Origin of the sequence: Desulfallas sp. Bu1-1, assembly GCF_015594625.1 — a bacterium.
Lineage (GTDB): Bacteria > Bacillota > Desulfotomaculia > Desulfotomaculales > Desulfallaceae > JADNRQ01.
Genome location: NZ_JADNRQ010000011.1, coordinates 90,572 through 102,237, shown reverse-complemented (window position 1 = coordinate 102,237; position 11,666 = coordinate 90,572). Strand labels below are relative to the sequence as shown.

13 protein-coding genes and 1 pseudogene are annotated in these 11,666 nt (G+C 52.1%); 6 read left to right on the top strand and 8 right to left on the bottom strand.

The window, feature by feature from the left end:
• Positions 1 to 492: pseudogene (locus IT084_RS11630) on the bottom strand (hypothetical protein); the annotation flags it as partial.
• Between the two features lie 280 nt (positions 493 to 772).
• Here IT084_RS11630 and IT084_RS11625 point away from each other — a divergent pair.
• From IT084_RS11625 to IT084_RS11610, 4 genes are all read left to right on the top strand, one after another.
• Positions 773 to 1,180: a hypothetical protein gene (locus IT084_RS11625; protein ID WP_195713035.1), complete on the top strand. Its 408-nt coding sequence runs from the start codon at positions 773 to 775 to the stop codon at positions 1,178 to 1,180.
• A 114-nt stretch (positions 1,181 to 1,294) separates the two neighbouring features.
• Complete coding sequence (locus tag IT084_RS11620) at positions 1,295 to 2,419, top strand: 2-hydroxyacyl-CoA dehydratase family protein (RefSeq protein WP_195713034.1); 1,125 nt, start codon at positions 1,295 to 1,297, stop codon at positions 2,417 to 2,419.
• A 22-nt stretch (positions 2,420 to 2,441) separates the two neighbouring features.
• Positions 2,442 to 3,662: a 2-hydroxyacyl-CoA dehydratase subunit D gene (locus tag IT084_RS11615; RefSeq protein ID WP_195713033.1), complete on the top strand. Its 1,221-nt coding sequence runs from the start codon at positions 2,442 to 2,444 to the stop codon at positions 3,660 to 3,662.
• A gap of 21 nt (positions 3,663 to 3,683) precedes the next feature.
• Positions 3,684 to 4,463, top strand: coding sequence for an acyl-CoA dehydratase activase (locus tag IT084_RS11610; protein ID WP_195713032.1), 780 nt, complete (start codon positions 3,684 to 3,686; stop codon positions 4,461 to 4,463).
• Between the two features lie 84 nt (positions 4,464 to 4,547).
• Here IT084_RS11610 and IT084_RS11605 read toward each other — a convergent pair whose 3' ends face one another.
• On the bottom strand, positions 4,548 to 5,306 hold the full coding sequence (locus IT084_RS11605) for a sporulation protein (protein WP_195713031.1): 759 nt from the start codon (positions 5,304 to 5,306) through the stop codon (positions 4,548 to 4,550).
• A 42-nt stretch (positions 5,307 to 5,348) separates the two neighbouring features.
• On the opposite strand from IT084_RS11605, the gene IT084_RS11600 reads away from it, so the two are divergent.
• A complete protein-coding gene (locus tag IT084_RS11600; protein ID WP_195713030.1) occupies positions 5,349 to 5,663 on the top strand; it encodes a hypothetical protein in 315 nt (104 codons plus the stop codon).
• A 14-nt stretch (positions 5,664 to 5,677) separates the two neighbouring features.
• Here the strand turns inward: IT084_RS11600 and IT084_RS11595 are convergent, their stop codons facing one another.
• Genes IT084_RS11595 through IT084_RS11580 form a run of 4 tightly spaced genes read right to left on the bottom strand, consistent with a single transcriptional unit; the run spans position 5,678 to position 8,578 of the window.
• Positions 5,678 to 6,031: a YraN family protein gene (locus tag IT084_RS11595; RefSeq protein ID WP_243276925.1), complete on the bottom strand. Its 354-nt coding sequence runs from the start codon at positions 6,029 to 6,031 to the stop codon at positions 5,678 to 5,680.
• Between the two features lie 9 nt (positions 6,032 to 6,040).
• Positions 6,041 to 6,490, bottom strand: coding sequence for a C-GCAxxG-C-C family protein (locus tag IT084_RS11590; protein ID WP_195713029.1), 450 nt, complete (start codon positions 6,488 to 6,490; stop codon positions 6,041 to 6,043).
• 16 nt (positions 6,491 to 6,506) lie between these two features.
• Positions 6,507 to 7,703: a VWA domain-containing protein gene (locus tag IT084_RS11585; protein WP_195713028.1), complete on the bottom strand. Its 1,197-nt coding sequence runs from the start codon at positions 7,701 to 7,703 to the stop codon at positions 6,507 to 6,509.
• Between the two features lie 2 nt (positions 7,704 to 7,705).
• Positions 7,706 to 8,578 carry a MoxR family ATPase gene (locus IT084_RS11580; RefSeq protein WP_195713027.1) on the bottom strand — a complete coding sequence of 291 codons (873 nt, stop codon included), beginning with the start codon at positions 8,576 to 8,578 and terminating at the stop codon, positions 7,706 to 7,708.
• Between the two features lie 261 nt (positions 8,579 to 8,839).
• Here IT084_RS11580 and IT084_RS11575 point away from each other — a divergent pair, with 261 nt between their 5' ends.
• Entirely contained in the window at positions 8,840 to 9,628 is a 789-nt protein-coding gene (locus IT084_RS11575) for an enoyl-CoA hydratase/isomerase family protein (protein WP_195713026.1), read from the top strand.
• A gap of 105 nt (positions 9,629 to 9,733) precedes the next feature.
• Here IT084_RS11575 and IT084_RS11570 read toward each other — a convergent pair whose 3' ends face one another.
• Together IT084_RS11570 and IT084_RS11565 are read right to left on the bottom strand one after the other, a co-directional pair.
• Positions 9,734 to 9,931: a cold shock domain-containing protein gene (locus IT084_RS11570; protein ID WP_195713025.1), complete on the bottom strand. Its 198-nt coding sequence runs from the start codon at positions 9,929 to 9,931 to the stop codon at positions 9,734 to 9,736.
• Between the two features lie 305 nt (positions 9,932 to 10,236).
• On the bottom strand, positions 10,237 to 11,664 hold the full coding sequence (locus IT084_RS11565; protein ID WP_195713043.1) for an NADH-quinone oxidoreductase subunit N: 1,428 nt from the start codon (positions 11,662 to 11,664) through the stop codon (positions 10,237 to 10,239).
• Between the last annotated feature and the right edge of the window lie 2 nt (positions 11,665 to 11,666).

Here is an 11,666-nt window from a genome sequence, read left to right as displayed (position 1 = left end):
ATTTTTCTTTTGCTTCTTTTTAGGCTTACGCTTGAACTTACGCAGTTTGGATTTATAAAGGATCCGATCCTTACGAATCAGCCTATCCATAAAATCATAAAAAGTACCAACACCGGGGATAGGATCTGCCGGAATATTATCCACCTTGACAGAAGAAAAGCAGGCAGGCAAAAAACCGGACAAAATAGCATAAAATGGTTCAGACTTTAAAGTATCAACCCACTTAGAGATGCTGGTTTCACCTTTAAGGGTCATAAGGATAAGAGAGCGAAACATGGCAACTGCATCTTTGGGTGGAGCACCCCGGTTAGTGCATGAATACTGGTTCTTGATAAGCTGAACAATGCCAGTAAGGTCAGCACCCCAAAGTTTAACAATTAAAGAAGATCTGATTACGAGAGTAATCTGCTGGCCGGTCGAAATAAAATAACGAGTTAAAAAATCATTAACGAAAAATTGGTACTGCTCGTGAGAATACTTGACAACTAACATAAAATCCGCTCCTTACAAATTGAAATTTGGAAATAGCTTCCAAGTCAATTTTGGGGCGGTTCTGAAATTGTCAAGTTCCAAAAACGTTTGCTAGATACTATTCAAATAATTTAAACTCAAATATCTCCTTAATAATATCTAAATCAAGTATTTTGGCCATGATATAAAATCAAGGGGGGTTTTTGAGGTGAAGCTAAAAAAATGCAAAAAAATAAAGCCTGTATTTACAAGGCTTTAAGATTTTTCGAATGTACTAAACCATGTCAGTGAGGTGTTTTATTTGAATAATAACCTGCCCATGTTGCTGGTCCAGGAGATTCAGCCGGATAAACTGCATGAAAACGCGGGTAAAACGGAAATTATCGCCATCGCGGTTTACGGTAAAGGTGCCGGTGTACCCATGCCCGTGTCAACACAACGCGTTTTTGAAGGAGAAAGCAGGTTCAAATTTCCTACCGAAATCACTTCAGGGGCAACCAAAACCAGGATCGTGTACCGTTATACCATCCCGCAGTGGAAAGAGCTGCTGGAATCAGTGACCCGGCCATCAGCCCCCGCCGGTTTGAAACAACTAATGATACCCATGCTTTTGCATTTGAAGAAATCTTTTCCCGAAGCTTTCGGGGCAATTAATTATGACAGAAATTTCGACCCGGAGCAGTACGCGGAAATAATCACCATGGAATGATTACATTGTGTTGTTCTGTTGACAATTGACTAACTTGTGTGATGATTTTGCAAAATGGAGCGCCACTTCAATGGGCATATAATGTGCTGGTGACAGCAAATGGAGGTTTGTTCAATGTCAAGCCTGGATAAATCATTTACGGGTTGCGAACCGCTGAATTTATTATTGGAAGAAGCCGCGTTAAACGGCGCCCGGCGAGAGGAGCGTTACCCGGAAAAAACTTTTTTCGGCTTCATGTGCAGTTACATGCCGGAAGAGCTGGTTCTCGCGGCAGGCATGGAACCGCTGCGCCTGCTGCCCACTTCCATTCAGGGCGCGCCCGCCGAACTGCCCGCTTACTGCTGTTCACTGGCCAAAGGCAATTTAAGCCTGGCGAAGTCCGGCAGTTTCAAGAACCTGGCCGGGGTGGGTTTCGCCCATACCTGCGATACAATGCAATGCCTGGGCGGGATTTGGAAAGAGGCTATAGACAGGAACAACACCCTGTTTATTGTTCCGCCGGTAATCCTGAACGCGCCGGGCGCCGCCAGGTATTATTACGTCGAAGCCAAAAACCTTTTGGCACGGCTTGGTGAACTGGCGGGCCGCGAACCCGGCGACGAAGATTTGCAAAACGCGCTGGAATTGAACAGAAAAATCCGCGGGCTGGCCAAAGAGCTGGATGAACTGAGACCACAGCTTCCCTCCCATCTCGTCTCGGCACTGCTGCGGGCCGGCCAGGTGATGCCCCGGCGGGAATACGCCGCGACGCTGGAACGGGTTTTGCCCTTTTTAAAACAAAAAGCCGCCGGCCCGGGGAACCGGCACCCTGTACTGGTCAGCGGCCCCGTTTTGGAGAATGACAGCCTCTTCGGAATGGTGGAGGAACTGGGCGGGCGCGTCGTTGCGGATGATACATGCACCGGCTACCGGCATTATGTGGAACCGCAAATACCCGGTACTGGTAATGACCCGCTGAAGGCCATCATCAGCCGGTATATTGAAATGCCCATCTGCCCGAGCCGCAACAGGGGGTTGGAAACCCGAATGGACTACCTGGAAAGGCTGGCCAAGGAACGCCGGGCCAGGGCCGCCATCATCATCGTCAGAAAATATTGCGACCCCCATGCCTGGGACAGCGTACCGGTAGCCAAACGCCTGCGCGCCGCCGGTCTTCAGGTGCTGGTGTTGGAACTGGAGGGGGCGGAGGCAGGCGGGCAGGAACGTACAAGGCTCCAAGCCTTCCTGGAAAGTCTATAACAAAACCGGAGGGGGATAACGCATGTCGGAACAACGCCGCTACAAACAGCTTGCAAGCACACGCGCCCTGAAAAAAACCATGACCCGCTACTACGCCCTTTCCAGCTATCACCGGTTCTGGGGCAAACCGCTCAGACGGCCCCTGGCGTGGGTTACCAGCGGCGCCCCCGTGGAACTGCTTCGGTCCTTCAACATCCACCCGGTGTACCCTGAACAATACGGAGCCATCTGCAGCACCAACAAGGCCACCGCCGGCCTGTGCCAGGTGGCGGAAGCCGCGGGTTATTCCCAGGACTTGTGCTCTTACGCGACTTCCCATATCGGATCGGTAATGCAGCCCGCTCTTGCTCCCATGAATGGGTTGCCCAAGCCCGACCTTTTGCTGGCCTGCAACAACATTTGCGGCACGGTACTCAAATGGTATGAGGCCCTGGCCCGGCATTTCAACATCCCCCTGTTTGTAGTGGATACACCGTTCCTGCCGGACCAATTGACAGATCACGCCCGCGCTTACGTGCTTGAGCAGTTAAAGGACATCACCGCATCTCTGGAGCGATTGACCGGCAGGCGCCTTGACAGGGAAAAACTGGCTGAATGCGTCGCCCTGAGCAACGAGGTGGTAACGCTGTGGAAGGAAATCCGGGAGTTTTGCCGGGCCAGGCCCTCCCCCCTGAACGGCCCGGACTTGTTCATCCACATGGCGCCCATCGTGGTTTTACGTGGCACCAGGCAGGCGGTTAATTATTACCGCATCCTCAGGGACGAAGTTCAAAAACGGGTTGAGCAGGGTGTCAGCGCCATAGAAGGGGAGAAAATACGCCTGGTCTGGGACAATATAGCAATCTGGAGCAACCTGTTCAAGTTTTTTAAAATGTTCTCGGAACGGGGCGCATGCTTTGTAACCGATACATATACCGGAGGTTGGGTAATGGAACTCGCGCCGGGAGATCCCATGGAAAGCCTGGCGACAACTTATACCAGCATTTTTTTGAACCGCTCGCCCGAGTTTCGCGCCAGGCAAATCATTGACCTGGTCAAGGAATATAACGCCGACGGGTTTGTAATGCACTCAAACAGATCCTGCAAACCCTATTCACTGGTGCAGGAGGTAATCAGAAAGCGGGTAATGCAGGAAACAGGCGTGCCCGGCCTGGTGGTGGAAGCGGACATGGCCGACCCGCGCTCCTACGCCGAGGAACCGGTTAGAAACCGTGTACAGGCATTTCTTGAAACATTAAGCTGATTACGCTGGAGTGAGATAATTATGGGACAATACTTTTTAGGCGTGGACATTGGCTCCCTTACCACCAAGGTGGTGCTGGTTGACGGAAACTGTAAGCTGGTGGGACGGGCAACTGGCCGTTCAGGTTACAGCGGGCGTGAAGTGGCAAAACGCCTGATCGCGGAAATACTGAGCCAAAACGGACTGGATGAAAAAGACCTGGCAGCCACAGTGGCTACCGGGTACGGGCGAGTGACCTTTCCGGCGGAACGGGAAATATCCGAGATTACCTGCCAGGCAAAGGGCATCGCCCATCTTTTCAGCGCCGCCAGGACCGTCATAGACATTGGCGGCCAGGACAGCAAAGTGATCAAATTGTTGCCCGGCGGAAAAGTTGCGGATTTCGCCATGAATGACAAATGCGCGGCTGGAACGGGCCGTTTTCTGGAAGTGATGGCCGGAGCACTTGAAGTCCGGGTTAATGACCTGGGAGACCTGGCCGCCGATTCCAAAGAATGCTGTGCCATTTCCTCCATTTGCACGGTATTTGCCGAGTCGGAAATTATTTCACACATATCCGCGGGGAAACCCAAGCCTGATATTGTGGCCGGGGTGTGCGATTCAGTTGCCTCAAGGGTAGCCTCCATGACTTCCCGCACGGGGCTGGAACCCGAGGTTGTGTTCACCGGCGGGGTGGCCAGGAACAGCGGCGTGGCAAGCGCACTGGAGAAACACCTGGGCTGCCGGCTGCTACTCCCACCGGAACCGGAGATTACCGCCGCTCTGGGCGCCGCTTTATTTGCCAGGGAGATAAACCAATAGTTGTAAGAAAGCGTTTACAAAAAAGCTATACTCTCAAGCATTAAAACAGCCCTGCTTCCAACAAGAGGGCTGTTTACTATTATTTTATATCTTTTCATATTCCCTTTGGATAAAACCGGCCAGCAACCGCGACACACTTGCGGGATCGGTGATAGATCCATTGGGTATGGTCACCGAAACGTGCCTTTCATCCATGTCCAGCGATTCCATAAACAGACCGCCCAGTCCACGGGCCTTCTTGTCTATTTCCATGATTAACCTGATACCGTTTTGTTCCAAAAGATAGATCACTTCCAGTTCATCCAGGCGGCCGCGCATAAAGTTTGAGGGGCGGTACTCAAATTTTTGCCACCGCCCGTTGAAGCCGCCCGTCCCCCGCTGGCGGTGAAACCCGAGTTCCTTTTCCAGCGCCCGCATCACTGTTTCCAGGCGCGGGCAGGGCAGTATTTCCACCGGATCCCTGTCCTTAGGATCAACCGCTGCGCTGATATCCATGGTGGTGATAAAATAGAGTTTGGTCGGGCCGGTAGTGACGGGAATATTTTCCGGCAAGGTGTATTTAACCGGTATTTCCAGGTCTTTATCCCCCGGGCGGACGATAAAATCCCCGGCGATTACGGCACTGTCTACCACGCCGGTGACATGCTTTTTATCATCACCATCACCATAAGTTGATTGCACAACCAGTTGCAATATCACTTTATTTATTGCTTGTTCCACGGTACCACCGTTTACTATTAAGACCCCATTGATGGTCTGCCCTGCCCTGAACCTCGCGCCGGGTAAAACCAGGTCCACCGTCGCCGAACCGATACCAATACTGGATAGAATTTTTTTTAACATCCGCCCACTCCCTTACAATATCTAATATAATGGAATAATCACATGTTAATGATAACATTAAACGCCCCCGTTCGTAACCCCGGGGGCGTTGGCGAAGGTAAAAATTCACACATGGGGGGAATTTTAAAGGATTACCTCGGCGCAATCTTCTTTGGAGTAACTGCTCAAGCCGGGACAGCTTTCCCCCCAGTAAAAACTGCAAAGCGTGCACTCGAGGCAGATTTTTTCGTTGCCTTTGGCCTGCGGCGCCATATTGCAACCCCCCTTAACTTTCTTAACCGCATTTTATTATTTTATTCCAGCGCCGCTCAATGTTTTATCCTTGAACAGGCAAAAATATTACTTGACGGGGCGTAACCCTGTTTAAATTGTCAAAAAGCATTTTCAATATGCATTATTTTCGTCTCACCGGCAAAATCGACCGCTACCACGTCAAATCGTACATTTAACTCTCCATGCGGCCTCCGGGCCAGGTAAAATAAGGCCAGGCGCCGCAATTTATCCACCTTCCCAGGCGTAATGCTCTCCTGCGGCAACCCGTACCTCAGGCTGCTTTTTGTCCGCACCTCGACAAATACCAGACAGTTTTTGTGCCGGGCGATAATGTCTATTTCGCCCAGGCGGCACCTGAAATTGCGTTCCAGAATGCGATAGCCCTTGCCTTGCAAGTAATCCGCGGCGATATTTTCTCCTTTAATGCCCAGCCGGCGCCTCTGCAAAGTCAATAACGTCCCCTACTTTCCCCGTGGTAATAAGTCTTTTTCCATTAAATATTCGGTCAACAGCTTAGCCGTATTGCCGGTTATTTTCAGACAATGCCTGAGGTGTTCCCTGGTGTCAAACGGGTGGGGGTTCAGGACCCGGCAGCAGGTGGCTTCAAATTTCTGTTCAAACCGGTCGTGAAAATTCCGCGCCAGCGTGTAACAATTCTCCCTGTCCTCATCCGCGGAAACGCGCCCTTTAAGCAAACCCAGAACGGCCACCGACGCGGTAAGCGCGCCGCACATGCAGCCGGCATGGCCCAAGCCGCCGCCATACCCGGTAAACATCCTGCCCAGGTTGGGGTCCAGTTCGGGGGCTACCAGTTCCCGGAACGCCAGAAAAATCGATTCCGCGCAATTGTACCCGTTGCGAAAGTTTTCCCCCGCTTTGTTGCGCATCGTGGTGGCCAGATCGTTTTCCATTGAACAACACTCCTTTTCATTTTTTCACCATCAATTTTTTTATCGCCTCATTCAACCCGTCCAGGGTTAATTCAAACATGGGAAAGATTTCTCCGATCAGCCCGATGGTTCGTGCCCCCTCCACCACTCCCCAGTGCGCTTTGGGAATTGGATTGAGCCACACGCTGTGTTCAAAATGCCCGGCCAAACGCTTTAGCCAGACCAGTCCCGGTTCCTCATTTTCCGCACCCCAGTCCAGGGCGCCGTACGGCATCAACAATTCTCCCGCACCCATGCTGGCGTCACCTACGATAATCAACCGGTAGTCGGGACCGAACCGGCGCAGGAAGTCATAGGTACCGGTGGAATTCCTTCTGAGACAAAACGGGTCGTTAAAGATCACTTCGTAAACGCAGTTGTGAAAATAAAAGAACTGCAGGTCGCGAAAGTGGGTGGACTTGTTGGCCGCGTTGAACAGCCTGCTGCACAACCTTTGATAGGGGTTCATGGAACCGCCCGAGTCCATCAGGATAATCAGCTTGATGTTGTTTTTGCGCCCCCTGGTCCACACCAGCTCCAGCCTGCCGGCATTGCGCCCGGTAGCCTCGACGGTGGCTTCCAGGTCCAGCACATCCCGCTCCCCTTCAACGGCGGTGCTCAATAGCCGCAATTTGCGCAACGCCAGCTCAAACTGCCGCGTATGCAGCGTTTCATCCGTGCGAAAATCCCGGTAAGCCCTTTGGGCGGCCACTTTCACCGCCGACCGGTTCACCGGCTCCCCGCCGATGCGCACGCCGGCGGGATGATACCCGGAATGTCCGAACGGCGAGGTGCCCCCGGTGCCGATCCACTGGGAACCGCCGTGGTGCTCCCCCGTTTGCTTCGCCAGCCGCTCGGCCAGCTTCTTTTTCAATTCTTCCAGGCTCCAATTCAAATCCGGTGATTTTGCGCCGGGATCCATTTTCAGGGGCGGCAGCGCGTGTTCCAGCCACTCGAGCACCTGTTCGGTAATTTCCGGCGGGGTTTCTATCCCCTCGAAACACCGCAAAAAAGCCCGGTCAAAGGCGTCATACCGGGTTTCGCTTTTAACCAGCACCGAGCGGGCCAGGTAATAAAACCCGGTCAGGCTGTTTTCCGCAAGCCCCAGCCTGAGCGCCTCCATCAAGGCCAGCCACTCGGTGATGGTAACATTTACTCCCTCCCGGCGCAGGGCGTAAAACAAACCGGTAAACATTGCTAACCCCGCCAGTACCGGGTTAAGTTTCTTCCGCCCGCCCGGGCCGTCGCCTCGCCGCCGTACCTCCGCTGCAGCATGGCCATGTCATTGTCCTTTTTCAACAAAACGCCGGGCAGTGGCAATTCATTTTCAATTAATTCCGGATCAACACCGCCGATAGCCAGCGCCTGCACCCAGTCCAGCAGTTCGCTGGTGCTGGGCTTTTTCTGCAGCCCGGGCAGGCTCCTGATGTTATAAAATGCCTTAACGGCGCTGTTCACCAGCTCTTTATCCAGGTCAGGATAATGTACCTTCACTATTTCCTTCATCATATCCTCATCAGGAAACGCGATATAGTGAAAAATGCACCGGCGCAAAAACGCGTCCGGCAATTCCTTTTCGGCGTTGCTTGTGATCACCACGATGGGCCTGTGCCTGGCCGTAATGGTTTCTCCCGTTTCGGGGATGTAAAAGCTCATCTGGTCCAGTTCCCAAAGCAAGTCATTGGGAAACTCAATATCCGCCTTGTCAATTTCATCGATTAATAAAACAACCCGTTCTTCAGCAACAAACGCTTCCCCCAGCTTGCCCAGTTTAATGTACTGTTTGATGTCCCGCACGTCTCCTTCACCGAACTGGCTGTCATACAGCCGCTGCACCGTATCGTATACATAAAGCCCGTCCTGGGCCTTGGTGGTGGATTTAATATTCCAAATGATCAGCTTCATTTGCAGGTTTTCCGAAATGCTTTGGGCCAGCATGGTTTTGCCCGTACCGGGCTCGCCTTTGATGAGAAGCGGCCGGTTGAGGGCCGCGGCAACGTTGACGGCGCTGATAAGCTCCTGCGAAGCGATATATTTGGCCGAACCCCGGTAATGGATTGTGTGTTCCATAATTCCTCCCTAAATTGACAGATATATTTAATTATTCTTATAGTGCAATTATAGCACGGATTTCAAGATCTGCATATGTTTTACCAAAGATGTTCCGTTCACCTTGAATGCGGTCCCGTAAATATTTGCTTAAATAATCCAGAGGGCTGCTATTTACAGGTGAGTGCCAAGTTTTTCTTTTGTTTATTGTATACAATAAGAAGGAATCTAAATTATTATTAAGAATATTGGTAATAAAAACTGGCAAGGAGGTAGCTTACTTTGGACTGGCAAACGCTGGTGTTGGAAAAGAAAAATAATAAGGGATATATTAAAATGAACCGGCCCCATTACAATGCCCTGAATCTTAAACTGGCCAACGAGATGATTAAAGCGCTGGAAAATTGTTGCGAAGATGAAAACGTCAAAGTAGTGATCCTAACAGGGTTTAACCAAGGATTCTGTTCCGGGGGCGACCTGGTGGCCGCACGGGAATCGGAGGATTCCGACCCCTCGGACTACTGGAAGCACTTAACTCGCAGGTTGAACAGGATAATCGTGGACATCCGGTACATGCGCAAACCAATTATTGCCGCTATTAACGGGCCGGTAGCGGGAGCGGGCATGAGCATCATGGCCGCCTGCGACCTGCGCATCGCCACCCGCAGCGCCGTGTTCAAGCAGGCCTGGACCAGCATCGGCCTGGTGCCCGACGGCGCCTGGACATTGTTCGTACCCCTCTTGATCGGTTTTGGCCGCACCAGCGAGCTTGTCTTCATGGATCCCCTGTTGACGGCGGATCAGGCACTGCAAATGGGCCTGGTAAACGCCGTTGCCGATGACGATAAATTTACCGGAGAGGTCGAGCGCTGGGCGGATCAGCTGAAAACCGGCGCCGCCGAAGCTTTCGCCCGGGCCAAGGAGCTGCTGAACGACGCCATGCTGCCGCTTCTGGAAGCCCAGCTGAGTCGTGAGCGCAGGGAAATAGTCAACACGGCACAGACAAATGACTATAGAGAAGGCTTGCACGCATTCCTGGAAAAACGCAGGCCAAACTTTCAGGGCAAATGAGCGGCCCGCAGTACCAAAGCAATAACTTAGCGCACAAAAAAGGGCATAACTCCATATGCTCTGGAATATGCCCTTTCTATATTAATATTTACTTTCCGGCACGCATTACAGCCGAATTACGTTCGCAGCCTGCGGCCCCCTGTTACCTTGCACGACTTCAAATTCAACCCGTTGTCCTTCTTCCAGACTTTTAAATCCGGAACCTTGAATGGCGGAGAAATGAACGAACACGTCATCCCCGTTTTCACGCTCGATAAAACCGAATCCCTTTTCATTGTTGAACCATTTTACTTTGCCTGTCATTAACTAGGCCTCCTCTAATAAAATTCGTAAAAAGCCGATTACCATAAAATTTCTTTTCCTCATATTGCTTTAAGCAAGAGGCCCAAGATCATTTTCAGGTTTCAAACTTTTTAACTTTGCTATCATATCACATAGCTGTAAAAAAAGCAAATTTTTTTCACGCTAATGTTTTCCCGTAGTTTAAATTAAAATGCTGTAATGGTCTATATTTTAGTGATAACATGTAATAAATATTTTAACGTTGCACGTAGAAAATAAAGATAGCCTCCCACCGGCAGTGAGAGGCTATCTTATTTAGGGCATGATTAATGCAAGAAGAACGAGTGGGCCGCGTTGTTGACCACTTCGGAGAGCGGCCCGGGGTAAACCCCTACAACCAGCGTAACCACCATGGCCACAATCAGCGTCACGGCCACCGGGCTGGGCAGTTTGATGGGTGTGGGATCAACCGGTTCGTCCCGGTACATCACCAGAGCGACGCGCAGGTAATAGTACACCGACACCATACTCATGATCAGGCCGATGAAGGCCAGCCAAAGATACCCGTCGATGATGGTCTTGAACAAGTAGAACTTGCCTACGAAGCCGGCCAGCGGAGGAATGCCCGCCATGCTGAGCATGGCCACCAGCATCACCGCCGCCATCAGCGGGCTGCGCTGGCTGAGGCCGGCGTAATCCTTCAATTCATCGCTGCCGGTGACATTGTAGAAGTAAGCCGCCACCGTAAAAGCGCCCACCGTGGCAAAGACATACAGGAAAGCGTAAAACATGACGCCCTTGATGCCCGCCTCGCTGGCGGTCACCAAACCGACCATGATATATCCCGCCTGGGCGATACTGGAGTAGGCCAGGAGTCTCTTGACGTTTGTTTGCGGAATAGCCACCAGGTTGCCGACAATCATGGTGATCGCAGCCAGGATGGCCACAACCATGGTCCAGTTTTCCCATACGCCCGGCAGCGCGGCGACGAACAGGCGCAACAGGATGGCAAATGAAGCCGCCTTGGAACCCATGGCCAGGAACGATGTTACCGGCGTTGGAGCTCCTTCGTACACGTCGGGCGACCACATGTGGAACGGCACGGCGGAAATCTTGAACCCCAGGCCGGCCACCAGCATTACCACCGCCAGGATCAGTGCCGGCGTGACGGGCTGCATGGCGATAACCCGGCTTACCTCAAGCATGATTACACTGCCGGTCAGCCCGTATAACAGGCTCAAGCCATACAGCAGCACCGCCGAGCTCATGCCGGCCAAAAGAATGTACTTGATGCCCGCCTCAACCGATTTGACGTCCGTTTTACGGAAGCAGACCAGGATGATAAAGGCGATGGTCATCAATTCCAAACCAAGGTACAGGGTGATGAAATCTCCGGCCGAGGCCATAATCATCATGCCCAGGGTGGCGAAAATGACCGTGCTGTAATACTCGGCCTGGCCGCCCATTTCATCAACGTAGCGCATGCAGCCCAGGATCACCAGCATGGCTGATAGCAGGAATGTGATCTTCCAGAACAGGGCATAATTGTCCACCAGGTACATGCCGTTGAGCAGTTCCCGGCTGTCGCCCCACATGGATACGGCCACGCCGGTGATGCCCAGCAATCCCAACAAGCTCAGCCAGCCCAACCCGTGCCGGGAGCCCTTGGGCACGATCAGTCCCAGGATGAGCACGCCAAGCCCCAGGACCGCGGTCAACATTTCCAGCGTTAAAGCAGATGGGTCAAATGGCATCA